The organism is Dactylosporangium sp. NPDC006015, assembly GCF_040614215.1.
GTDB lineage: Bacteria > Actinomycetota > Actinomycetes > Mycobacteriales > Micromonosporaceae > Dactylosporangium > Dactylosporangium maewongense.
This window is the reverse complement of record NZ_JBEXUD010000019.1, coordinates 26,845-49,283: the sequence shown is the minus strand read 5'-3', so window position 1 is coordinate 49,283 and position 22,439 is coordinate 26,845. Positions and strand designations below refer to the sequence as shown.

The 22,439-nt window shown below is 73.9% G+C and carries 21 protein-coding genes; 11 read left to right on the top strand and 10 right to left on the bottom strand.

The genetic code is table 11. The features are described from left to right. Positions 1-9: 9 nt before the first annotated feature. The 6 genes from ABZ321_RS30365 to ABZ321_RS30340 are packed head-to-tail and all read right to left on the bottom strand — an operon-like array spanning position 10 to position 6,567. Positions 10-1,125: an LLM class flavin-dependent oxidoreductase gene (locus tag ABZ321_RS30365; RefSeq protein ID WP_354897539.1), complete on the bottom strand. Its 1,116-nt coding sequence runs from the start codon at positions 1,123-1,125 to the stop codon at positions 10-12. After that, positions 1,122-2,162, bottom strand: coding sequence for an LLM class flavin-dependent oxidoreductase (locus ABZ321_RS30360; protein ID WP_354897536.1), 1,041 nt, complete (start codon positions 2,160-2,162; stop codon positions 1,122-1,124). The genes ABZ321_RS30365 and ABZ321_RS30360 overlap by 4 nt, the downstream gene beginning before the upstream one ends. Next, entirely contained in the window at positions 2,159-3,265 is a 1,107-nt protein-coding gene (locus ABZ321_RS30355) for an LLM class flavin-dependent oxidoreductase (RefSeq protein ID WP_344504110.1), read from the bottom strand. The genes ABZ321_RS30360 and ABZ321_RS30355 overlap by 4 nt, the downstream gene beginning before the upstream one ends. After that, entirely contained in the window at positions 3,258-4,583 is a 1,326-nt protein-coding gene (locus tag ABZ321_RS30350; protein WP_354897533.1) for an NtaA/DmoA family FMN-dependent monooxygenase, read from the bottom strand. The genes ABZ321_RS30355 and ABZ321_RS30350 overlap by 8 nt, the downstream gene beginning before the upstream one ends. After that, positions 4,580-5,728, bottom strand: a complete 1,149-nt coding sequence (locus ABZ321_RS30345; RefSeq protein WP_354897530.1) for an LLM class flavin-dependent oxidoreductase — start codon at positions 5,726-5,728, stop codon at positions 4,580-4,582. Before ABZ321_RS30345 ends, ABZ321_RS30350 begins: the two co-directional genes overlap by 4 nt. Beyond that, a complete protein-coding gene (locus ABZ321_RS30340; RefSeq protein ID WP_354897527.1) occupies positions 5,725-6,567 on the bottom strand; it encodes a glutathione S-transferase C-terminal domain-containing protein in 843 nt (280 codons plus the stop codon). Before ABZ321_RS30340 ends, ABZ321_RS30345 begins: the two co-directional genes overlap by 4 nt. 231 nt (positions 6,568-6,798) lie before the next feature. Here ABZ321_RS30340 and ABZ321_RS30335 point away from each other — a divergent pair, with 231 nt between their 5' ends. The 9 genes from ABZ321_RS30335 to ABZ321_RS30295 all read left to right on the top strand — a co-directional run bounded on the left by ABZ321_RS30335 (position 6,799) and on the right by ABZ321_RS30295 (position 18,322). Next, positions 6,799-8,421, top strand: coding sequence for an ABC transporter substrate-binding protein (locus tag ABZ321_RS30335; RefSeq protein ID WP_354897524.1), 1,623 nt, complete (start codon positions 6,799-6,801; stop codon positions 8,419-8,421). An 11-nt stretch (positions 8,422-8,432) separates the two neighbouring features. Continuing rightward, complete coding sequence (locus tag ABZ321_RS30330) at positions 8,433-9,353, top strand: ABC transporter permease (protein WP_344504104.1); 921 nt, start codon at positions 8,433-8,435, stop codon at positions 9,351-9,353. Positions 9,354-9,358: 5 nt separating this feature from the next. Continuing rightward, positions 9,359-10,225: an ABC transporter permease gene (locus ABZ321_RS30325; RefSeq protein ID WP_354897521.1), complete on the top strand. Its 867-nt coding sequence runs from the start codon at positions 9,359-9,361 to the stop codon at positions 10,223-10,225. Position 10,226: 1 nt separating this feature from the next. Then, on the top strand, positions 10,227-11,822 hold the full coding sequence (locus ABZ321_RS30320; RefSeq protein ID WP_354897518.1) for an ABC transporter ATP-binding protein: 1,596 nt from the start codon (positions 10,227-10,229) through the stop codon (positions 11,820-11,822). Positions 11,823-11,844: 22 nt separating this feature from the next. Next, positions 11,845-12,537 carry a GNAT family N-acetyltransferase gene (locus ABZ321_RS30315; RefSeq protein ID WP_344504101.1) on the top strand — a complete coding sequence of 231 codons (693 nt, stop codon included), beginning with the start codon at positions 11,845-11,847 and terminating at the stop codon, positions 12,535-12,537. Then, positions 12,537-13,358 (top strand): LLM class flavin-dependent oxidoreductase, encoded by an 822-nt coding sequence (locus tag ABZ321_RS30310; RefSeq protein ID WP_354897515.1) that lies wholly within the window; start codon positions 12,537-12,539, stop codon positions 13,356-13,358. The genes ABZ321_RS30315 and ABZ321_RS30310 overlap by 1 nt, the downstream gene beginning before the upstream one ends. After that, positions 13,355-14,626 (top strand): LLM class flavin-dependent oxidoreductase, encoded by a 1,272-nt coding sequence (locus ABZ321_RS30305; RefSeq protein ID WP_354897512.1) that lies wholly within the window; start codon positions 13,355-13,357, stop codon positions 14,624-14,626. The genes ABZ321_RS30310 and ABZ321_RS30305 overlap by 4 nt, the downstream gene beginning before the upstream one ends. A gap of 84 nt (positions 14,627-14,710) precedes the next feature. After that, positions 14,711-15,787 carry a LacI family DNA-binding transcriptional regulator gene (locus ABZ321_RS30300; RefSeq protein ID WP_344504098.1) on the top strand — a complete coding sequence of 359 codons (1,077 nt, stop codon included), beginning with the start codon at positions 14,711-14,713 and terminating at the stop codon, positions 15,785-15,787. A 114-nt stretch (positions 15,788-15,901) separates the two neighbouring features. Further along, on the top strand, positions 15,902-18,322 hold the full coding sequence (locus ABZ321_RS30295; protein WP_354897509.1) for a glycoside hydrolase family 2 protein: 2,421 nt from the start codon (positions 15,902-15,904) through the stop codon (positions 18,320-18,322). On the opposite strand, the gene ABZ321_RS30290 is transcribed toward ABZ321_RS30295, so the two are convergent. Beyond that, positions 18,312-19,469, bottom strand: coding sequence for a DUF6596 domain-containing protein (locus ABZ321_RS30290; RefSeq protein WP_354897817.1), 1,158 nt, complete (start codon positions 19,467-19,469; stop codon positions 18,312-18,314). The two genes, ABZ321_RS30295 and ABZ321_RS30290, sit on opposite strands and share 11 nt — an antisense overlap. 128 nt (positions 19,470-19,597) lie before the next feature. Then, positions 19,598-19,954 (bottom strand): YciI family protein, encoded by a 357-nt coding sequence (locus ABZ321_RS30285; protein ID WP_344504096.1) that lies wholly within the window; start codon positions 19,952-19,954, stop codon positions 19,598-19,600. A gap of 158 nt (positions 19,955-20,112) precedes the next feature. Between ABZ321_RS30285 and ABZ321_RS30280 the strand changes: the two genes are divergently transcribed. Both ABZ321_RS30280 and ABZ321_RS30275 read left to right on the top strand, forming a co-directional pair. Continuing rightward, complete coding sequence (locus ABZ321_RS30280; RefSeq protein WP_354897506.1) at positions 20,113-20,505, top strand: hypothetical protein; 393 nt, start codon at positions 20,113-20,115, stop codon at positions 20,503-20,505. Then, entirely contained in the window at positions 20,502-21,386 is an 885-nt protein-coding gene (locus ABZ321_RS30275; protein WP_354897503.1) for a hypothetical protein, read from the top strand. The genes ABZ321_RS30280 and ABZ321_RS30275 overlap by 4 nt, the downstream gene beginning before the upstream one ends. Positions 21,387-21,431: 45 nt before the next feature. On the opposite strand, the gene ABZ321_RS30270 is transcribed toward ABZ321_RS30275, so the two are convergent. Then, positions 21,432-22,001 (bottom strand): hypothetical protein, encoded by a 570-nt coding sequence (locus tag ABZ321_RS30270; protein ID WP_354897502.1) that lies wholly within the window; start codon positions 21,999-22,001, stop codon positions 21,432-21,434. After that, positions 21,998-22,414: a M48 family metallopeptidase gene (locus ABZ321_RS30265; RefSeq protein WP_354897499.1), complete on the bottom strand. Its 417-nt coding sequence runs from the start codon at positions 22,412-22,414 to the stop codon at positions 21,998-22,000. The genes ABZ321_RS30270 and ABZ321_RS30265 overlap by 4 nt, the downstream gene beginning before the upstream one ends. Between the last annotated feature and the right edge of the window lie 25 nt (positions 22,415-22,439).

Sequence of the window (22,439 nt, the reverse complement as noted above, 5' to 3'; positions counted from 1 at the left end):
CGCGGCGGGTCAGCCCTCGGAGCCCTCGCCGTGCCACTCGCGGGCGAGGAGCTCGAAGGAGCGGACCCGGTCCGCGTGGTCGTGGGTGATCGTGGTGACGAGGAGCTCGTCGGCGCCGGTGGCCCGCCGCAACGTGCGCAGCTGGGCCGCGACCGAGGCAGGGTCCCCCACGAACTGCGTGTCCAGCCGGTCCTGGACCAGCGCCCGGTCCTCGTCGGTCCAGGGGGTCGCGGCCGCCTCCGCCGGGGTCGGGAACGGGATCGCGCCGGCGCCGGTGCGGATGCTGCGGACCCAGTGCCGGTACGGCGACGCCAGCTGCTTCGCCACCGCCGCCGAGGGGGCGACGACCACGTCCGCGGAGACCACGACGTAGGGCCGGTCGAGGACCCCGGGACGGAAGGCCGCCCGGTAGGCCGCCACCGCCTCGAGGACGGCCGCCGGGGCGACGTGGTAGTTGGCGGCGAACGGCAGCCCCCGCTCCCCCGCCACCGTGGCGCTCTGGCCGCCGCTGGAGCCGAGGATCCACAGCTCGACCTTCGCACCCTCGCCGGGGGTTGCGTGCACGTCGAGGCCGTCGCGGGTGTACGTGCCGGCGATGAGGGCCCGGATGTCGTCGACCACCTCGGCGAAGTCCGGCGACTGCGCACCCGGCTGCTGCAGCAGCTGCGCGAAGAGCGCGAACCGCGGCTGGGTGATCAGCCGGGAGAAGTCGAACGCCGGCGGGATGAGCAGCCCGTCCACGACACGTGCGGGCTGGGCGGCGACCGGCGTGGGTGCGAAGGAGCCGCGCTGACCGGAGCGGCCCAGGCCGAGGTCGAGCCGGCCGGGGTGCACGGCGTCGAGGAGGCCGAACTGCTCCACCACGGACAGCGCGGTCTGGTGGCCGACCTGCACGGCGCCCGAGCCGACCCGGATCCGGTCGGTGGCGGCGGCGATGAGGCCGATGAGCACGGCCGGCGCGGCGCTGGCGACGCCGGGCGCGAAGTGGTGCTCGGCGACCCAGAACCGGTGGTAGCCGAAGGACTCGGCGCGCCGGGCGAGGTCGATCGTGTTGCGCAGCGCGGCGCCCGCGTCGCTGCCGGAGCTGATCGGGGACAGGTCGAGGATGGACAGAGGCACGGTCATGACGGCACCGCCGGGGTGGGGAACGGGCGACTCGGGATCTCGCGTCGCAGTACAGGAGCGACCTCGGCCTGGAAGAGCTCCAGGGAGCCGCGGTGTTGCTTGTCGGTGAGCCCGTCGGCGTCGGCCTGGACGTGCATGACCTCGTGGCCGAGATGGACGTGGCACCGGTGGACCTTGTCGATGATCTGCTGCGGGCTGCCGACGAGGAGCGAGCTGCGTTCGATCGCGTCCTCGATGGTGTGGAACACCGGCTCGACGCCGACGCGCCGGAAGGTCTCCAGGCGGGCATTGAAGATCGGCCGGTAGGTGTCGACGGCGTCCTGGGACCGTTCGGCCACGTACAACCCGGCGGACCCGGCGCCGACGAGCGCCTTCGACGGGTCGTGCCCGTGGAATGCCAGCCGTGAACGGTAGTGGGCGACCAGGTCGGCGTAGGGCTCGACGGGGTTGGTGACGTTGGCGGAGAAGAGCGGGTCGCCGTGCAGGGCGGCCAGCTCGACGGACGCCTTGCTGGTGGCGCTGCCGTGCCAGATGCGGATCGGCTGCTGCAGGGGCCGCGGCCAGGCCTCGGCCTCCGACAGCGGTGGCCGGAAGCGGCCGGACCAGGTGACCTTGTCCTCCCGCCACAGCCGGGTGAAGAGCTCGTACCCTTCGCGGTTGCGGTCCCACTGGTCGTCCGCCGTGACGTGGAACAGGCGGGCCTGCGCGGCGCCGTTGCCCTTGCCGACGATGAGCTCCAGGCGGCCGCCGGAGAGGTTGTCCAGGGTGGAGTAGTCCTCGAACGCGCGGACCGGGTCGAGGAGGCTCAGCGTCGTCACGGCGGTGAAGAGCCGGATGACGCTGGTGCGGGCGGCGATGTGGCTGAGCACGACCGGCGGCGAGGAGGAGATGAAGGGCCGCTCGTGGCGTTCGCCGACGCCGAAGCCGTCGAAGCCGAGCTGCTCGGCGAGGACCGCGTTGTCGACGACCTCGCGCAGCCGCTCGCGGGCCGGCTTCCTGCCGTCGGTGACGATGAGCGTGATGGCGAGGAACTTCACCGCAGCACTCCTTCGGCGAACGTGTACGCCTCTTCCAGATGCGGGTAGCCGGAGAGGATGAACTCGTCGATCCCGGCCGCCCGGTATTCGGCGATGCGGGCGGCGACCTCCGCGTGGCTGCCGACGAGGGCGGTGCCGGCGCCGCCGCGGACCAGGCCGATCCCGGCCCACAGGTTGGGGGCGACGACGAGCCGGTCGCGGTCGCCGCCGTGCAGGTCGAGCATCCGGCGCTGGCCGACGGAGTCGAGGCCGCGCAGGCTCTCCTGCCGCTCGCGGATCGTCTCGTCGGACAGGCCGGCGATGAGCCGCTCCGCCGCGGACCAGGCCTCGCCGGCGGTGGCCCGGGTGATGACGTGCAGCCGGATCCCGAAGCGCACCGGCCGTTCGGCGGCGGCGCGGACCGCGGCGATCTTCTCCGCCACGAGCGCGACGGGTTCGCCCCAGGTGAGGTACACGTCGGCGTGCCGGGCGGCGAGTTTGACCGCGGCCGACGACGACCCGCCGAGATACACCGTCGGCGTGACCGGCGGCGGCTCGCGCAGCAGCCCGCCGTCGATGTCGTAGTGCACGCCGTGATGGTCGAAGCGGGACCCGGACCAGGCGGCGCGGACCACGTCGAGGAACTCGCCGGCGCGCTCGTAGCGGGCGTCGTGGTCGAGCGGGTCGCCGTAGCCGCGCTGCTCGGCGGCGCTGCCGCCGATGACGACGTTGAGCAGCAGCCGCCCCTCGGACAGCCGCTGGAACGTGGCGGCCATCTGCGCGGCGAGGACCGGGGTGATGAGCCCGGGGCGGAACGCGACGAGGAACTTGAGCCGCCGGGTCTGCGCGATCAGCGCGGCCGTGGTGAGCCACGCGTCCTCGCAGTGCGCCCCGGTCGGGGTGAGCACGCCGGCGTAGCCGAGCTGGTCGGCGGCGCGGGCGATCTGGGTCAGGTAGTCCAGGGTCGGGGCGCGGAACGTCGCGGAGCGCGGCAGCGGGGCGGTGTCCTGCGCGCCGATGATGCCGCCGTGGGTGCCGGCGCCGACGGCGTGGTCGTCGCCGCCCGTCGGCAGGAACCAGTGGAACACCGGGTCGGTCACGGGGCCGGTCACGGGGTCACTCATGCCGCAGTCCGAGGTGCCCGCGCAGCGTCGTGGTGGTGTAGTCGGTGCGGAACACGCCGCGCTCCTGCAGCAGCGGCACGACGCCGTCGACGAACTCGTCCAGGCCGCCCGGCACGATGTGCGGCACGAGGATGAACCCGTCGGCCGCGTCGCTCTGCACGAACTCGTCGATGGTGGCCGCGACCGTGGACGGGGTGCCGATGAAGGTCTGCCGGCCGGTCACCTCGATGATGAGGTCACGGATGCCGAGCCCCTTCTCCTCCGCCAGGGAACGCCACTGCCGGGCGGTGGCGAGGGGGTCGTCGAAGAGGCGGGCGCGGCCCTTGATGATGGAGTCGTCGTCCGGGACCGGGTCGAAGACGGGCAGCGGGCCGTCGGGGTCGTGGTCGCTGAGGTCCTTGTTCCACAGCTGTTCCAGCAGCAGGATCGCGGTCTGCGGGCTGACCTGCTGCCGCCGGATGTGGTGCGCCTTGTCCGCGGCCTCCGACTCGGTGGCACCCAGCACGAACGTGCTGGCCGGCAGGATCTTCAGCTCGTCGGGGCGCCGGCCGAACTTCGCCATGCGGCCCTTCACGTCGGCGTAGAACGCCTTGCCGGCCTCGAGGGTGCCGTGCCGGGAGAAGATGGCGTCGGCGTCGCGGGCGGCGAACTCGCGACCGGGGTCCGAGTCGCCGGCCTGGATGATGAGCGGCCGCCCCTGCGGCGTGCGCGGCACCGTGAAGTGGCCGCGGATGTCGACGTGCTGTCCACTGTGGACGAATGCGCCCGGGTCGCCGGTACGGGTGAACGCACCCGACACGCGGTCGGCGACGACCTCGCCGGCGGGCCAGGTGTCCCACAGCTCGCGCGCGGTGTGCAGGACCTCGGCGGCGCGGGTGTAGCGGTCGGCGCGGTCGAGGTAGCCGCCGCGGCGGAAGTTCTCGCCGGTGAACGCGTCGGAGGAGGTGACGACGTTCCACCCGGCCCGGCCGCCGGACAGGTGGTCCAGGGACGCGAGCTTGCGGGCCAGCTCGTAGGGCTCGTTGAAGGTGGCGTTGACGGTGCCGGTCAGCCCGAGGTGGGTGGTGACGGCGGCGAGCCCGGCGAGGACGGTGAGCGCGTCGGGCCGGCCGACGACGTCGAGGTCGTGGATGCGGCCGCGCTGCTCGCGCAGCCGCAGGCCCTCGGCGAGGAAGAAGAAGTCGAACCTGCCGCGCTCCGCGGTCTGCGCGAAGCGGCGGAACGACTCGAACGCGATCTGGCTGCCGGCGGCCGGGTCGCTCCACACGGTCGTGTTGTTCACGCCCGGGAAGTGCGCCGCGAGGATGACCTGTTTCATGCGGTGACCTCCATGCGGGCGTACCGGTTCCGCGCGGCGGGCAGGCCGAGGTGCCCGCGCAGGGTGGTGCTCGTGTAGCCGGTGCGGAACGCGCCCTCGGCCCGCAGCAGCGGCAACACCTCGTCGACGATGGCCGTCAGGTCGGCGGGCAGCACCCCGGGGCGCAGCCGGAAGCCGTCGATGCCGGCGTCCCGCCACGACAGCAGCAGCGCGGCCAGCCCGGCGGCGTCACCGACGTGGATGTGGGCGTCGCTGGTGTACGGGCCGCCGTCGAGCTCGTCGAGGCGGTCCTTGCGGTCCGGGTCGAGGAACACGACGACGTCGGCGAAGACCCGCGCCGGGCGGGCGGCGGCGGCCAGCGCGGCGGCGTCCTCGACGGATTTCGGGGTCACGTAGAGGATGTCGGCGCCGAGCCCGTAGCCGAGCGGCGTGTGGGTGAGGGCGGTGACGACCGGCTGGCCCTGCGGCGGCCGCGGCGTGATCGAGGGGCCCTTGACGCTGAAGTGCCGGCCGCTGAAGTCGATGTGGTGCAGCTTGTCCCGGTCGACGAACCGGCCGGTGGCGACGTCGCGGATCTCGGCGTCGTCCTCCCAGCTGTCCCACAGCCGGCGGACCACCTCGATGTGGTCGGCGGCCTCGGCGAACAGCTCCGCGATGAACGCCTGCCCGGCCGGCTCGGCGTACGCGGCCGGGTCGATCTCGGGGAACTCCCGGCGGCCGAAGTGCGCGGCCTCGCCGGCCCGCCCGGACACCTGCACCCGCCAGCCGGCCCGGCCGGTGCTCAGGTGGTCGAGGGTGGCGAGCTGGGTGGAGACGTGAAACGGCTCGGTGTGGGTCGTGGTCACGGTCGGCACCAGCCCGATGTGGGTGGTGACCGGCGCGACCCTGGCCGCGATGAGCAGCGCGTCGAGGCGGCCCTTGACGTGGTCGGCCCGCCCGTCGAGGCCGTCGTGCCGGCCGGACTGCAGGCCGAGGGAGTCCTCGATGGTGACGAAGTCGAGCTTGCCGCGCTCGGCGATGCGGACCAGGTCCAGCCAGTACTCCGGCGCGAACAACGAATCCGGGTGCGTGGACGGGTCGCGCCAGGCGGCGGGGTGCCAGCCGGCACCGTCCAGCGCGACTGCCAGATGGAGCTGCGAGGTCACGCGGGGATCCCTTCCGCGCGGTGCACCGGCTCGTCCCAGTCCAGGACGACGGGTTCGGCGTACGTGGTGAAGTCGGTGGTGTCACGGAAGGCGGGCACCGTGTAGAGGTCGCGGGCGTAGGCCCACAGGTGCGGGAAGTCGGCGAGCCCGGCGCCGTGGCGCGCGAGCGTCACGTACAGCCGGATGTCGGCCTCGGTGATCTCAGGGCCGAGCAGGTAGCGCCGGGTGGCGAGCCGCTCGTCGAGGGTGCCGAAGGCGTCCAGCAGCTCGGTGCTGTCCCGGGCCCCGCGGTTCACGGCCGGGTTGAGCCACTCGTCGAGCTGCTCGATCTCCTCGCGGTGCGCCTCCGGGTAGGTGTCGATCACCGGCGTCGCCAGGTGCCGGAACCGGGTCGCGAGGTCGATGCCGATGCCCTTGCAGTCGTTGCTGAGCACCACGCCGTCCGTGCGGTCCCACAGCGTCGGGACGGAGACGTGCCCGTCGAAGTCCGGCTCGGTCGCGTCGTACGCCTGCCGCAGCAGCGTGAACCCGTTGACCGGATCGGGGCCGTAGCGCTCCCGGAAGGCCCAGCCGCGGCCGTCGCGGACATTGTCCACATAGGACACGCTGACGACGTCCCGCAGGCCGGCGAGCGCGTGCGCGATCGTCACGCGCTGCGACCACGGGCAGAACCAGCCCGTGTAGAGGTGGTAGCGGCCCGGCGGGGCTTCGGGGTCCACGCGACCGGCGAACCGGTACAGCGGACGGGGGTCGTCCGGGTCCTGGGGAATGCGGTACACGCCGTGGGCCGTCGTGTCGACCGGGCTGGCCAGACGGCTTGAGCGGGGCAGTTTCGACATGGTGGTCCTCCGTTGATCCGGAGCAGCATAGCCAACCAATCCTACGTGGATACTAGGAATTAATCCAGGGGTACGTGACATGGCCGACAGGACCGCCCATCGACCGTTGACAGTCACGCACAGCCACTGCTGCACTGACCCGACGAGAGGCCGCTGACCCACCCGCGGTGCCGGCCCGTCGCTTCGTCGCGCACCTCGAACCCGTCGCGAACCCCCCATTGAGGATGTCCCATGCGTAGATTCCTTGCGTCCCTTGCCGTCGCGGCCCTACTGCTCGGTGGCTGCAACGGCGCCGCCGGGGACCCCGCCGCCGAGGCCACCGGCGCGCCCGTCCAGGGCGGCAAACTCACCTGGGCGATCGAGACCGAGCCCGTCACCTTCAACCCGCACCAGTACGCCCAGGCCAAGGCCCGCCTGCTGGTGTGGAACAGCTTCGAGGCGCTGCTCACCCACGACGACAAGGGCGGCTACCTGCCGTGGCTGGCGACCTCGTGGGAGGCGTCCGCCGACGGGCTCACCTACACGTTCAAGCTGCGCGACGGCGTCACCTTCCACGACGGCGAGAAGTTCGACGCGGCCGCGGTCAAGGCGAACCTCGACCAGCTCCTCGCGCCCGGCTACGCCCCGAGCGTCGCCGCGACCCAGCTGAAGTACTTCAAGGACGCCGAGGTCGTCGACGGCAGGACGCTCGCCGTCCACCTCAAGCAGCCCGACGTGCTCATCCTCGACTTCTTCGCCTCCCCGCAGGGCGCGCAGGTGTCGCCGAAGTCGCTGAAGAGCCCCGACCTGAAGGCCGGCGGCCCGTCCGTCGTCGGCACCGGGCCGTTCATCCTCGACCGCTACACCAAGGGCCAGGAGGTCCACTACACGAAGAACCCGGCCTACGCGTGGGCGCCCGCCAACGCCGGCCATCAGGGACCCGCCTACCTCGACGAGGTCACCTACCGGTTCCTCAAGGAGTCCAGCGTCCGCGTCGGCGCCCTGACCTCCGGCCAGGTCGACGTGATCGAGGGCGTGCCCGCCACGGAGCAGGAACTGGTCAAGAGCGACCCGAGCCTCCGCTTCGCCAAGCAGCTCAACAGCGGCACGGCGTACAACCTCTACTTCAACCTGACCCACGCGCCGTTCGACGACATCCGGGTCCGGCAGGCGTTCCGCGACGCGGTCGACGTCGACGCCGTCCTGCAGGGCGTCTACCGCGGCACCGCGACCCGGGCCTGGAGCCTGCTGAGCCCGTCCAGCCCGTTCTACGAGCCCTCGGTGGAGAAGACGTACGGCAACAACCCCGCGAAGGCCAACAGCCTGCTCGACGAGGCCGGCTGGGGCACCAGGGACGGCGACGGCTTCCGCACCAGGGACGGCAAGCGGCTCACCGCGCGGATCGTGCTGTCGGCGCCGTTCGTGCGGGACAAGCGCGACATCCTCGCCCAGGCCGTGCAGGCCGCGGTGAAGCAGAGCGCGGGCATCGACCTGCAGGTCAAGGTCGTCGACCAGGGCACCGCCGCCGACGCGATCGCCAAGGGCGAGTTCGAGGTCTTCGACAACTCCCGCGCCGACACCGACGCCGGCGCCGCGATCGGCCTGATCGTGCCGAAGGGCGCCCCGATCAACCGGCACGGCTACGTCGACCCGGAGCTGGAGAAGCTGATCAGCGAGGCGGCGGCGACCAGCGACACGGCCAGGCGCAAGGCGGCCTACTCCACCGTCCAGAAGACCCTCAACGACAAGGCCGTGCTGCTGCCCCTGTACGCGCCGGCGGACCAGGTCGCCGCGCAGCGGAAGGTCGGTGGCGTGGGCTTCGAGCCGACGGCCGGCGTGCCCGGCAGCGCCTACAACGTGTGGATCGGCAGGTAGCGATGCCGCCGATGCTGAAGCCGGTCCTGCGGCGGCTCGGCAGCGGGGCGGTGGTCCTCTGGGCCGCCGCCTCCGCGGCCTACCTCGCGCTGCGCCTCGCCCCGGGCGACACCGTCGACACCCTCGTCGGCGACGGCCCAGACACGCCGCAGATCCGCGCCCAGATCGCCCGCGACCTCGGCCTCGACCGGCCGGCGGTGGTGCAGTACCTCGGCTACCTGTGGCGGCTCCTGCACGGCGACCTCGGCCGCTCGTACGTGCTGCAACGGCCGGTCGCCGACGTCATCGGCAGCCAGGTCTGGCCCACGGTGAAGCTCACGCTGCTCGCCACCGCGTTCAGCGCCGTCATCGCGGTCGGCCTCGCGATCGTCACGACCGGCCGGGCCCGGTGGCTGCGCGGCCTCGTCTCCGGCCTCGAGCTGTCCATCGTGTCCGCGCCCGGCTTCCTCATCGGCATCCTGCTGCTGAGCGTGTTCTCCTTCCAGCTCGGCTGGTTCCCCGTCTCCGGCGACCGGGACGCGTCCGCGCTCGTCCTGCCGGCCGTGTCGCTCGCGCTGCCGATCGGCGGGCTGCTCAGCCAGGTCATCCGCGAAGGCCTCGAACGCGCGCTGGAGGAGCCCTTCGCGGTGACCGCCCGCGCCCGCGGCCTGACCCGGCTCGCCCTGCTGTGGCGGCACGCCCTGCGGCACGCGCTGCTGCCCGCGGTGACGCTCGCCGGGACGCTGATCGGCTTCCTGCTCAGCGCCGCCGTCGTCGTCGAGCGGGTCTTCGGCCGGCCCGGCCTCGGCGAGGTCGCCACCGAGGCCGTCGGCAACAAGGACATCCCCGTGGTCCTCGCCGTCGTCATGCTCGCCGCCGCCATCTACGTGGTGCTCAGCACCCTCGCTGATCTGGCGTACCTGCTCATCGACCCGCGCCTGCGGAAAGGCTGACCGTCATGTCGATCGCCCTGCCCGCCGTCCCCGCCGTTCCCGCCGTCGAGAGGCCGCGCGGCCGGTCCCTGCGGTGGGCGCCCGGCGCGGTGGCCGCCGGCGTCGTGCTGCTGCTCGTCGCCGTCGCGGCTGTCGCGCCGAGGCTCATCACCGGCGCCGACCCCCTGGCGGCGGACCCGTTCCACGCGCTGGAGCCGCCGGGCGGGGCGCACTGGTTCGGCACCGACCAGCTCGGGCGCGACGTCTTCACCCGGGTCGTGCACGGCGCCCGCTACTCGCTGAGCATCGGCCTCGTGTCGACGCTGCTGTCGGTGCTCGCCGGCGGGATCGCCGGGCTGCTCGCCGGGCTGGCGCCGCGCGCCGTCGACGAGGTGCTCAGCCGCGCGCTGGACGTGCTGTCCGCGTTTCCGGAGGTGCTGCTCGCGCTGCTGTTCATCGCGTTCACCGAGCCGGGCACCCCGAGCCTGGTCATGGCCATCGCCCTGGCGTTCGCGCCACGGTACGGCCGTATCGTCCGCGCCCAGACGCTGCTGGTCCGGCGGTCGGGCTACGTGGAGCAGGCCGTCACGTTCGGCCTGTCCCGGGCCCGTCTCGTGTGGCGGCACGTGCTGCCCAACGCCCTCGGGCCGCTGCCGGTCATCGCCACCATCGGGCTGGGCACCGCGATCGTCAACGCGTCCGCGCTGTCGTTCCTCGGCATGGGCCCGCAACCACCGTCCCCGGAGTGGGGCGCGATGCTCGCCGAGAGCCGCAACTACCTGCGCGTCGCGTGGTGGGCGGCGATCCTGCCCGGCGCGACCCTCACGATCACCGTCATCTCGCTCACCGCCGTGGGCCGCCGGCTCCAGCGCCGCTTCGAAGGGAGGCGCTGACATGGCGCCGCTGGTCACCGTCGCCGATCTGCGGGTCACGTTTCCCGGGCACGGCGCGGGGCCCGTGCCCGCCGTGCGCGGCGTCAGCTTCACCGTCGAGCGTGGCGAGTGTGTCGCGATCGTCGGTGAGAGCGGCTCCGGCAAGAGTGTCACCGCGCGCAGCCTCGTCGGGCTCGCCGGGCCCGGCGCCGAGGTGCGGGCGTCCACATTGGACGTCGGAGGGAGCGACACGACCCGGTTCACCGACCGGGACTGGCGCCGGCTGCGCGGCCGGGTCGCCGGGCTCGTGCTGCAGGACGCGCTCGTCTCGCTCGACCCGCTCAACACCGTCGGCCAGGAGATCGGCGAGGTGCTGCGCACCCACGGCGTCGGCACCGCCGCCACCCGTGACGCGCGGATCACCGCGCTGCTCGACGCGGTGCACGTGCCGGAGCCCGCGGTCCGCGCGAAGCAGTACCCGCACCAGCTGTCCGGCGGGCTGCGCCAGCGCGCGCTGATCGCCTCGGCGATCGCCGCCGACCCGCCGCTGCTCATCGCCGACGAGCCGACCACGGCGCTGGACGTCACCGTGCAGGCGCAGCTGCTGCGGCTGCTCGCGGAGCGCCGCGCGGCCGGCTCGACGCTGCTGCTCGTCAGCCACGACCTCGCCGTCGTCGCCGGCATCGCCGACCGGGTCCTCGTCATGCACGACGGCGTCATCGTCGAGCAGGGCCCGACCGGGCGGATCCTGACCGCACCCGAGCACGACTACACCCGCATGCTCCTCGCCGCAGTGCCGACCGCCGCCTCGCGCGGGCACCGGCTGTCCTCGGCCGCCCGCGAGCCGCTGCCGCCGGCGGCGGTCGAGCCGGACCGGGTCGTGCTGCGCGCCGAAGGGCTGCACAAGCACTACGGCGCCCGGCACGCCGTCGACGACGTCAGCTTCACGCTCGCCCGCGGCGAGATCCTCGGCGTCGTCGGCGAGTCCGGCTCCGGCAAGACCACCGTGGCGCGGATCGCGCTCGGGCTCCTGGAGCCCGACGGCGGCACCGTGCACCTGGGCGACCGGCCCTGGACGGGGGTGCCCGAGCGGCGGCGCCGGCCCGACCGCCGCCGGCTGCAGGTCGTGTCGCAGGACCCGCTCAGCTCGTTCGACCCGCGGTACACCGTGGAGAAACTCATCGCGGAGCCCCTCGGGCTGCGTGGCGTGGCCCGCCGGGACCGGGTCGTGGAGCTCCTGGAGCGGGTCGGCCTGAGCGCCGCGCACCTGGGCCGCCACCCGAGGGCCCTGTCCGGCGGGCAGCGGCAGCGGGTCGCGATCGCCCGCGCCGTCGGCCCCCGCCCCGACGTCCTCGTCTGCGACGAGCCCGTGTCGGCGCTCGACGTGTCGGTCCAGGCGCAGGTCCTCGACCTGCTCGCGGACCTGCGCGCCGCCGACGGCACGGCGCTGCTGTTCATCTCCCACGACCTCGGCGTCATCCACCACCTGGCCGACCGCGTGCTCGTCATGCACGACGGCCGCGTCGTCGAGCACGGCCCGGTCGAGGACGTCTTCACCCGGCCCGACCATGCCTACACCCGGACCCTGCTCGCCGCGCTGCCGGCGCTGGCCAGCTGACCGCTCTCCACCAGGGACAATCATGCATATTCTGGACAACCCGGCCTGGGCCGCGCTCACCGGCCCGCACGCCCGCTTCGCCGAGCGCAGCGGCGACGCCATCCGCTACCAGACCGACGTCACCCCCTTCATCACCGTCGCGCCCGGCTCAGGCCCGGACGTCTGGGACGACGTGGCCGCGCTCGCCGGCGCCGGCGAGGTCGTCACGATCACCGGCACGGCGCCGCCCCCGCCGGCGCACTGGGAGGTCGTCCTCGAGGCCGGCGGCGTGCAGCTGATCGACGTCGCCCTCGAGGCGCGGCCCGACCCCGAGTCCGCCGTCCTGACCGCCGCCGACGTGCCCGAGATCCTCGACCTCGTCGAACGGACCCAGCCGGGGCCGTTCCGGCAGCGCACGATCGAGCTCGGCACGTACCTCGGCATCCACCGCGACGGGAAGCTGGTCGCGCTCGCCGGGGAGCGCCTGCACCCGCCCGGCTGGACCGAGATCTCCGCCGTCTGCACCGACCCGGCGCACCGCGGGCAGGGCCTCGCGACCAGGCTCGTGCGGGCCGTCGCGCACGGCATCCGCGCCCGCGGCGAGCAGCCGTTCCTGCATGCCGCGGCGACGAACACCGACGCGATCCGCCTGTACGAGTCGATCGGCTTCCGGCTGCGCCGCCGCACCACGTTCCGGGCGGTGCGGGTCCCGTCGCTCGTGGGAGGGCCGGCCTGATGCTCTACGCCACCGAGGTCCAGGCGCCTTCGCTCGCTGCCCTGGAGCGGGCCGTGCTCGACGCAGAGCGGGCCGGCTACGCGTTCGTGACGTTCCCCGACGCGCCGCGGCGGGCCGGGGTCGAGGCCGGGGTCCTGGCCGCCTACCTGGCGCGGCGCACCACCCGGATCGGGCTCGCGCCGACGCTGCACGTCACCACCACCGAGCCGTTCCACCTCGCCACCCAGCTCGCCGGCCTCGACCACGCGTCGCTGGGGCGGGCCGGCTGGGTCGTCGGCGCCACCACGGCCGCCGGGGACCTCGCCACCGTCGGCCGCCTCCATGTCGACGCCGGCGAGGTCGCCGACGTGGTCGAGGTCGCCCGCCGGCTGTGGGACTCGTGGGAGGACGACGCGGTCATCCGGGACGTGCAGACCGGCCGGTTCCTCGACTCCCGCAAGGTCCACCACGTCGACTTCGAGGGCCCCGGGTTCTCCGTCGTCGGCCCGCTCATCACGCCCCGCCCGCCGCAGGGGCAGGTCGTCGTCATCGGCGCCGCTTCGCTCAAGGCGGAGCTCGATGTCGCGCTGGTGCAGGGTTCCGGCGTGGCCGAGATCGCCGAGCGCGCCGTCGCGGCCCGCGCGACCGGGGTGCCGCTGGTCTTCGCCGACGTGCCCGCCTCGTTCGACGCCACCCGGTTGGAGAGTGTGGTCGACGGGGTGCACTTCCACGGCGGTACACCACCCGCCATCGCCGCAGGTACGCACGGCGCGACCCTGCGGGAGACGCTCGGCCTCCCCCGCCCCACGAACCGCTACGCCGTCGCGAGGAGCGTCGCATGACCCAGTTGCATCTCGGCGTGTTCTTCACCGGCGTCGGGCCCAACCTGCTGTGGACCGAGCCGGACTTCGCCGAGCACACCCACATCGACACGTTCGTCGACGTCGTGCGGACCCTGGAGCGCGGCCTGTTCGACGCGTTCTTCCTCGGCGAGGGCCTGCGGGTGCGGGAGAACCGCGGCACCGTGTACGACCTCGACGTCGCCGGGCGGCCCGACGCGATCACCCAGCTGGCCGCGCTGGCCGCGGAGACGACCCACATCGGGCTCGTCGCCACGCAGAACACCACCTACAACTACCCGGCGGACCTGGCCCGGCGCCTGGCCTCGCTCGACGCCGTGTCCGGCGGCCGGGCCGGCTGGAACATCGTCACCACCGACAACGCGTGGACCGGCGCGAACTTCCGGCGCGGCGGCTGGCTGCCGCACGAGCGCCGCTACGAGCGGGCGACCGAGTTCGTCGAGACCGCGAAGGCGTTGTGGCGCAACGAGCACGTCGTCCGTGACGCCGACCTCGTCACGCTCGACGCGACCGGCGCGGTCCCGCCGAGCCCGCAGGGGCGGCCGGTGCTCTTCCAGGCCGGCGACTCCGACGGCGGCCGCGAGCTCGCCGCCCGCCACGCCGACGTGGTCTTCTCCGCCAACACCGACTACGACAAGGCCGCCGCCTACGCCGCGGACCTGCGGGCGCGGCTCGCCCGGCACGGCCGGTCCGCGGACTCCCTGCGGATCCTGCCCGGCGCGTCGGTCGTGCTCGGCGACACCGCCGGCGAGGCGCGGGAGCGGGCCCACTGGATCACCCGGGAACAGACCACCGGGCCGCGCGCGATCGCGTTCCTGGAGCAGTACTGGGGCAAGGACCTCTCCGGCTACGACCCCGACGGTCCGCTGCCGGACATCGACCCGGCCGACGGCGAGCTGGACCCGTCGCGCGGCACGATCCCGATCGAGCTGCGCACCGGCAAGCTGCAACGGGTCGCCGGGTGGCGGGCCCTCGCGGCGGAGCGCGGGCTGTCGATCCGGGACCTGGTGATCGAGGTGACGCCGCGGCACAACACGTTCGTCGGCACGCCCGGGCAGGTCGCCGACGAGTGGGCCCGCTACGTGCGGGACCGGGTCGTCGACGGGTTCAACCTGCTGCCGCAGCTGCTGCCCGGCACCGTCGAGGACATCGTGGACCGGCTGGTGCCGCAGCTGCAGGAGCGCGGCGTCTACCGCACCGCGTACGAGGGCACCACGCTGCGTTCCCACCTGGGGCTGCCGCCGGCATGACGGCTTGCGGTGCCGCCGCCGGTGTGACCGCCCTGTGGGGATGTACCCTCACGGACAGTGCAGGGCGAGCAGGCGGGAGCACAGGTGGCCGCAGCAGCGAAGGACACCGGCGGCGAGGCGGCCGGGCAGGCGCGGGTCACGATCCGCCAGGTCGCCGTCCACGCCGGGGTGTCCGAGGCGGCCGTGTCCTACGCGCTCAACAACCGGCCCGGCGTCTCGGAGCAGACCCGGGCGCGGGTGCTCGCCGCCGCCCGGGACCTCGGCTGGGCACCCAACATCGCCGCCCGCTCGCTGGGCACCGCCCGCGCCAACGCGGTCGGGCTGGTCCTCGTCCGGCCGCCGCGGGTGATGATCGTCGACTCCTGGTTCACGCAGATGCTCAGCGGCGTCGAGGCCGAGCTCAACCGCAACGACATCGCGCTGGTGCTGCACCTCGTCGACCGGATCGAGGACACCATCGAGGTGTACCGCAAGTGGTGGGCGGGCCGGCACGTCGACGGCGTCATCCTGACCGACCTGCGCAAGGACGACCCACGGCTCGACGCGCTCGTCGAGATCGGCCTGCCCGCCGCGGTGATCGGCGGCAAGCCCGGGCTCGACGGGTGCAGCACCGTCGACGCCGACACGGCCGGCACCGCCCGCGCCATCGTCGGCTACCTGCGGGCCCTCGGGCACCGCACGATCGCCCGCGTCGCCGGCACCGAGGAGCTCTTCCACACCGGCCAGCGCGACGCCGCGTACCTGGCGGCGCTCACCGACTCCGGGCTCGACACCGACCGGTACCGGGTCGTCTACACCAACTACAGCGCCGTCGACGGCATGCGGGCGATGCGCGAGCTGATGAGCGGCGCGGAGCCGCCGACCGCCGTCGTGTTCGACAACGACGTGATGGCCGCCGCGTCGCTGAAGGTGGCGCACGAGATGGGCCTGTCCGTGCCGGAGGACGTTTCGGTCGTCGCCTGGGACGACTCCGACCTGTGCCAGATCACCGTCCCGGCGATCACCGCCGTGCAGCAGACCCCGGCGGAGCAGGCGGAGCTCGCCGCCCGCGCCCTGCTCACGACCATCAACGGCGGCGGCATCAGCCACGTCACGCTGCCCCCGGGCACCCTCACCGCCCGCCAGTCGACCCGGCCGCTGCGCCCCGGCCGCACCGCCTGACCGTTCGCAACCGGTTCAGCGCGCTACTGTTGACACTCCTTACACCACCAACTTAAGGTCATGCTTCGCGTACTTATCCGGTTCAGTCCGGCAGTGACCACGGGAGCACACCACATGCTTGTCCTGCGTCCCCTCCACTCGGGATGGACCCTGCGCGCACCCTCCATCGACGGCCCCGTGCCGGCGACCGTGCCGGGCTGCGTGCACACGGACCTGCTCGCCGCCGGGCTGATCCCCGACCCGTACCTGGACGCGAACGAGCTGGACCTGGCATGGATCGGCCGGTCGTCGTGGGTGTACTCGACGTCGTTCGACACCGCCACAGAGGCCGACCAGGCCGACCGGGTCGACCTGGTCGCCGACGGCCTGGACACGGTGGCGACGGTGACGCTCAACGGGGTGCGGCTGGGCCGGACGGCGAACATGCACCGCGGCTACCGGTTCGACGTGCGCTCGCTGCTGCGACCCGTCGGCAACGTGCTCGAGGTGCACTTCGACTCGGCGTACGAGTACGCGCTGGGCGTCCGGGACGCGCTCGGAGCCCGCCCCAACGCGTATGACGAGCCGTTCCAGTACATCCGCAAGATGGCCTCGAACTTCGGCTGGGACTGGGGTCCGACCCTCGTCACCGCCGGCATCTGGCGGCCGATCGGACTCTCGTCGTGGTCGGTGGCGCGCCTGGACTCGGTGCGGCCGGTCGTGAGCGTTGACGGTGCCGACGGCATCGTGGACGTGCACGTGACCGTCGAACGCGCCGCCGACGACCCGCTGACCGTGACCGCCTCGGTCGCCGGCGTCACGGCGTCGGCGGAGGTCCCGGCCGGGGCCACCGAGGCGTCGGTGCGGGTGCGGGTGCCGGACGTGCGGCTGTGGTGGCCCCGCGGCTACGGTGACCCCGCGCGGTACGACCTGTCGGTGACCCTGTCCGCCGGCCCGGATCCGCTCGACGCGTGGCAGCGCCGCATCGGCTTCCGCACGGTGGAGCTGGACACCGCCGCCGACGCCGACGGGACGGCGTTCACCCTGGTCGTCAACGGGGTGCCGGTGTTCGTGCGGGGCGTGAACTGGATTCCCGACGACGCGTTCGTCACCCGCGTCGACCGGGCCCGCTACGAGGCACGGTTCACCCAGGCCGTCGACGCCGGGGTGAACTACCTGCGGGTGTGGGGCGGCGGCCGGTACGAGAGCGAGGACTTCTACGACCTCGCCGACTCCCTCGGGCTGCTCGTCGGGCAGGACTTCCTGTTCGCGTGCGCCGCCTACCCCGAGGAGGAGCCCCTTGCGTCGGAGGTCGCCGCGGAGGCACGCGAGCAGGTGGTCCGCCTGATGCCGCACCCGAGCCTGGTCATGTGGGTCGGCAACAACGAGAACATCTGGGGCTGGCACGACTGGGACTGGCAGGCCGCCCTCGACGGTCGCACCTGGGGCGAGGGCTACTACCTGGATGTACTGCCGGGGATCGTCCACTCGCTGGACCCCTCCCGCCCGTACTGGCCGGGCAGCCCCTACTCCGGGACCCCGGACGTGCACCCGAACGACCCCGCGCACGGCACCACCCACATCTGGGACGTGTGGAACACCCACGACTACCAGCACTACGGCACCTACCGCCCCCGCTTCCTGGCCGAGTTCGGCTTCCAGGCGCCACCCTCGTTCGCCACGCTGCGCCGCGCCGTCTCCGACGACCCGCTGACCCCGGCCTCACCGGGCGTCCTGCACCACCAGAAGGCCGCCGACGGCAACGGCAAGCTCGCCCGCGGCCTCACCGGCCACTTCCCCGCACCCGCCGACTTCGACGACTGGCACTGGGCGACGCAGCTCAACCAGGCCCGCGCCATCACGTTCGGGATCGAACACTTCCGCTCGCTGCGCCCCCTGTGCATGGGCACGATCCTGTGGCAGCTCAACGACAACTGGCCCGTCACGTCGTGGTCCGCCGTGGACGGCGACGGCCGCCGCAAGCCGCTCTGGTTCGCATTGCGGCGGGTGTACGCCGACCGCCTCCTCACCTTCCAGCCGCGCGACGGCGCACCGGCGCTGGTCGCCGTCAACGACTCGGCGCTGCCCTGGCAGGCCCAGCTGGACGTGCAGCGGGTCTCCTTCACCGGCGACATCAGGGCGAAGACCACGGTCACGCTCGACGTGCCGGCGTTCGGGTCGGTGACCCTGCCGCTGCCCGCGGACGTGGTCACGCCGGACTCGCCGTCGGCGGAGCTCATCACCGCCGACCGCGCGGTGTGGTTCTTCGCCGAGGACGTCGACCTGGCCTACCCGGCCGCCTCGGTCGACGTGACCGTCCGGCCGTTCGACGGCGGCGCCGACGTGGAGATCACCGCCCGCACGCTCGTGCGCGACCTGACCCTGTTCGCCGACCGTCTCTCCCCCTCTGCGACGGTCGACGACCAGCTCGTGACGCTGCTGCCGGGCGCCTCGGTGACCCTGCGCGTCACCGGCTCCGACCTGCCCGCACCGGACTCCCCCGCCTGGCGCACCGCACCCGTCCTGCGCACCGCGAACGACCTCGTCACGGCGTGAGCGATGCGAGGCGTGCCGCGAGGAAGGCGCGCTCCACGTCGTTGCCGGTCAGGGCCAGGGCTTCCGCGTACGCCTCGGCGGCCTCGGGCAGGCGGCCGAGCCGCCGGAGGAAGTCGGCGCGGGCCGCGCTGAGGTAGGCGTACGTCGACAGCGACGGCGAGTCGAGCAGCGGGGCGAGCGCGGACAGCCCCGCCGCGGGACCGTCGCGCAGGCCGACGGCGACCGCGCGGTTCAGCGCGACGACCGGCGACGGCCAGAGGCGCAGGAGGACGTCGTACAGCGCGACGATCTCCTGCCAGTCGGTCGCCTCCCACGAGGGCGCCTCGGCGTGGACGGCGGCGATCGCGGCCTCGACGGCATAGCGGGTCGGGGGGCTGCGGCGCAGCGCGAAGGTCAGCAGGTCGGTGCCCTCGCGGATCTGGCGGGCGTCCCAGCGGGTGCGGTCCTGCTCGGACAGCAGGAGCAGCCGGCCGCCGGCGTCGCGGGTGGCGCGGCGGGCGTCGATCAGCAGCATCAGCGCCAGCAGGGCGGCGACCGAGGCGTCGCCCGGCACCAGCAGCCGCAGCACCCGGGCCAGGCCGATCGCGGCGTCGACCAGGTCCTGCCGGACCAGCTGCTCGCCGACGGGCGCGGTGTGGCCGGTGGTGAAGACGAGGTGGACGACCTCGAGCACGGCACCGACCCGCACTGGCAGCTCGTCCGGCGACGGCACCCGGAACGGGATGCGGGCCGCGCTGATCTTCCGCTTGGCGCGGGTCACCCGGGCGGCCATCGTCGCCTCCGGCACGAGGAACGCCCGCGCCACCTCCGCGGTCGTCAGCCCGCAGACGAGCCGCAGCGTCAGCGCGACCTGCGCCTCCCGCGACAGGGCCGGGTGGCAGCAGGTGAAGATGAGCTCGAGCCGGCCGTCGGGCGCGGGCTCCCCGGCCTCGGGCACCGGCACCAGCAGTGGCAGCGCGCGGCGCAGGGCGGACTCGCGGCGCAGCGCGTCGAGGGCGCGGTTGCGGGCGACGGTCGTGAGCCACGCGCCGGGACGGGCCGGGACGCCGTCGGCGGGCCAGGAGCGCAGGGCCTGCGCGTACGCCTCCTGGACGCACTCCTCGGCGAGGTCGAGGTCGCGGGTGACCCGCACCGTCGCGGCGAGCACGCGGGCCCACTCGCGACGGTGCGCCTCCGCGACTGCGTCGCACGACGGCGCCTCCGCTTCGCTCCAGCACCGCCGCACGCCGGCCCTGCAATGCTGGTGAGCAGCCTCTCCGCTGCGCTCCGGGCCGCTCACCCGTGATCCACGATCGGCCGGATCTCGACGCCGCCGTGGCCGGACGCGAGCTCCGGCAGCAGCGCCGCCAGGGAGATCGCCGCGTCGAGGTCGGCGGCCTCGATGACGTAGAAGCCGCCGAGGGCCTCCTTCGCCTCCAGGAACGGCCCGTCGGTCGTCAGCAGCCCCTCGCCGTCGTTGCCGCGCAGCGTCGTCGCCGTCGAGGACGACTCCAGCTCGTGCCCGGCGAGGACGCGGGCACCGCCGGTGGCGGCGAACGCCCGGTGCCCTTCGTCCTTGGCCCGCAGCTCCTGCGGGGTCTCGGCGTCCCAGCGCTGCTCGTCGCCGTAGATGAGAATCAGGTACTTCGCCACGTGCTGTCCCTTCCAAGCGGCCGTTTACCTGTACGACGATGCGGGCGGCACCGAAATCGACAGGCGGCCCCAGGGAATTTCAGCGGCGTCCCGCCCGACGCACACATCCTGGTCGCCGGCGGTCAACGCAGTGGACCTTGCGCCGGTACAGTGCGCGCGTGTCCTTCCAACGCTACCTGTGGACGCTGGTCGCCGTCGCGGTCATCGCGGCCTACGGCATCGCGTCCGGCCGTGAGTCCGACGCGTCCGACGCGCCGTCGGCTACCACGCTCGCCGCGTTCCTCGGCTGCCCGCCGGCGGAGCCGAAGCACGCCACCGGGACGCGGGAGACCGTCGCCTGCAAGGAGGGCGGCTTCGACGTCACGGTGGTGACGTTCGACGACAACGCGCAGCGCGACGCCTGGGTCGAGTCGGAGCGGTTGACCGTGATCGCCAGCGGCTTCGCGGGCCTGCCCGCGGCGCTGGTCGCCGGTGACCGCTGGGCGGTCACGACCGGCGACGTGCCCGCGGCCGACCGGCTCCACGCGGTGGCGGGCGGGTGGCGGGTATGACGCAGGACGTCGCGGCGGTCCGGCCGCCGTTCCGGCTCGCCGCGGGCGGCGCAGGCGCGCGGGTCGAGTGGGCCACGTGGGGCCTGCTCGCCGTGGCGGGGGTCTTCGCCGCCGTGGCCGCGGACGACCTGGCGTACGTGCTGCGGGTCCGCGCCGCGCTGCCGTCGCCCGACCTGCACGTCCTGGTGGCCGGTCAGGGGCTCGGCACGGCCCAGATGGTGCTGTTCTTCGTCCTGCTCGCCGCCGTCGCCGGCTGGTACCTGCTGAGCGCCGCCGCCGTGCGAGGGCTCGGCGAGGAGCCCGCCACGGTCCTGCGCACCACCGCGCTGACGGTGTTCCAGGTCGGCGCCGCGGCCACCCTCGTGGCCGGGGCGACGCTGCCCCACGCGGATCTGCTGGCCGCGCACGGCTTCGAGGTGCGCCTGCGGTGGATGATCCCGATCCTGGCGGCCCGGCTGGCGCTGGTCGTGCTGCTCGGCGTCGCCGTGTTCGGGGTCCGCCGCCGGGTGTACGCCGCGCTGCTGCGCTCGCGGCTGGCGCCGCGGCGGAGCCGGTCGCAGGAGCAGGCGAGCCTGCTCGAGCTGTCGAAGCGCGCCGTCCCCGTCGTGCCGCCGCTGCCGGTCGCGGGCGACGCGTGGTGGTCGGAGGTGGCCGGCCGGGCGGCCGCGGCGGGCACCGCGCTGCCGCTGCTGGAGCGGTCCGGCGGGGAGCGCCGCTGGCACCGGGTCGGGCCCGGCGAGGAACTGACGGCGCTGCGCGAGTCGCTGCCGCCGGGCGCCACCCTCACCCTCTTCGCCACCGAGCCGGCGGACCCGGACGCCACCGGCGCCGGCACCGACGACTTCGACGATCCTGACGCCCTGACCGCGGTGGTCCGTTAAGTTCCTGCTCCTGTACCCAGCTCTTGCGTCCGGGCGCGCGGGGCGTCAGCCGCGGAGGCGGGCGGCCAGCTTCGCGTACCACGGGCTCAGGTCGTGCTCGATCGCCGTCCACTCCTGTTCGGGCGGCGCGACCCGCGGCTCCTGGACGGCCCACGACCGGACCATCCGCCGGCGCAGCCCGGTCGGCGGATGTGAGTCCAGCAGCGCCGCCTGGTGCCTGAGGGTGAGCGTCCGCTCGGCGTCCAGGGTCGCCGCGCCGCGCAGCCAGCCGGCGGCGGACCGCCAGGCGTGGGGGTCGGCGTGGCGGCGGTGACCGGCCGACATCGCCGCCGGCAGGCCGCCGGCGACGACCAGGCCGTCGAACAGGCCCTCCATGGCCGCGGAGCCGGCGACCCGGGTGGCGATCTGGTCGGCGAGGTACTCGGCGCGCTGGCTGTCCCGGCCGGACAGGACCAGCAGCGCCGTGGACAGCAGCCACAGCACCGGGCTCACGACGACCACCAGCGGCAGCATCCAGATGCCCATCCGGAGCGTGGAACCGAGCATGTCGAGCAGGTTCCGCAGGACCCCGATGGCGGTGCGGACGACGACGCCGCGGCGGGGGTCGTGGTTCACGAAGTGCCCGAGCTCGTGCGCGAGCAGCCCGATCCGCTCCTGCGGCTCGAGGGACGCCCACAGCGGCAGCCCATGGACAGCGTCCGGCGCCGGCGGAGTCCGCGCACGGTGACGTACGCGTTGATGTCGTGGTCCAGTCGCACCTCGTGCGGCATCGGCGCGCCGGCCGCCGCGGCGACCCGGTCGAGGAGGGTGAACAGCGCCGGCGCCGCGGCCCGGTCGACGATCCACGGCTGCCAGTGCCGGTCGCGGCGGTGCGGCCAGGCCGCGGAGATCACGCCGATGAGCAGGACCGGGCCGATGACGTGACCGGACGGGGTGCCGCTGAGCGTCAGGTGGACGCCGGTGCCGAGCGGCAGCGGCGGGACCAGCGCGAGCGGGGTGGCGAGCAGGAGCATCGCGGCCCGGGCCACCGGGTTGCCGCGCCCGGCGACGTCG

What these genes read in the sequence shown, in the direction of transcription:
- ABZ321_RS30365 (WP_354897539.1), bottom strand. Translation starts at nt 1,125, where the DNA reads ATGACCGTGCCTCTGTCCATCCTCGACCTGTCCCCGATCAGCTCCGGC.
- ABZ321_RS30355 (WP_344504110.1), bottom strand. Translation starts at nt 3,265, where the DNA reads ATGAGTGACCCCGTGACCGGCCCCGTGACCGACCCGGTGTTCCACTGG.
- ABZ321_RS30350 (WP_354897533.1), bottom strand. Translation starts at nt 4,583, where the DNA reads ATGAAACAGGTCATCCTCGCGGCGCACTTCCCGGGCGTGAACAACACG.
- ABZ321_RS30340 (WP_354897527.1), bottom strand. Translation starts at nt 6,567, where the DNA reads ATGTCGAAACTGCCCCGCTCAAGCCGTCTGGCCAGCCCGGTCGACACG.
- ABZ321_RS30335 (WP_354897524.1), top strand. Translation starts at nt 6,799, where the DNA reads ATGCGTAGATTCCTTGCGTCCCTTGCCGTCGCGGCCCTACTGCTCGGT.
- ABZ321_RS30330 (WP_344504104.1), top strand. Translation starts at nt 8,433, where the DNA reads ATGCTGAAGCCGGTCCTGCGGCGGCTCGGCAGCGGGGCGGTGGTCCTC.
- ABZ321_RS30325 (WP_354897521.1), top strand. Translation starts at nt 9,359, where the DNA reads ATGTCGATCGCCCTGCCCGCCGTCCCCGCCGTTCCCGCCGTCGAGAGG.
- ABZ321_RS30320 (WP_354897518.1), top strand. Translation starts at nt 10,227, where the DNA reads ATGGCGCCGCTGGTCACCGTCGCCGATCTGCGGGTCACGTTTCCCGGG.
- ABZ321_RS30315 (WP_344504101.1), top strand. Translation starts at nt 11,845, where the DNA reads ATGCATATTCTGGACAACCCGGCCTGGGCCGCGCTCACCGGCCCGCAC.
- ABZ321_RS30310 (WP_354897515.1), top strand. Translation starts at nt 12,537, where the DNA reads ATGCTCTACGCCACCGAGGTCCAGGCGCCTTCGCTCGCTGCCCTGGAG.
- ABZ321_RS30305 (WP_354897512.1), top strand. Translation starts at nt 13,355, where the DNA reads ATGACCCAGTTGCATCTCGGCGTGTTCTTCACCGGCGTCGGGCCCAAC.
- ABZ321_RS30295 (WP_354897509.1), top strand. Translation starts at nt 15,902, where the DNA reads ATGCTTGTCCTGCGTCCCCTCCACTCGGGATGGACCCTGCGCGCACCC.
- ABZ321_RS30275 (WP_354897503.1), top strand. Translation starts at nt 20,502, where the DNA reads ATGACGCAGGACGTCGCGGCGGTCCGGCCGCCGTTCCGGCTCGCCGCG.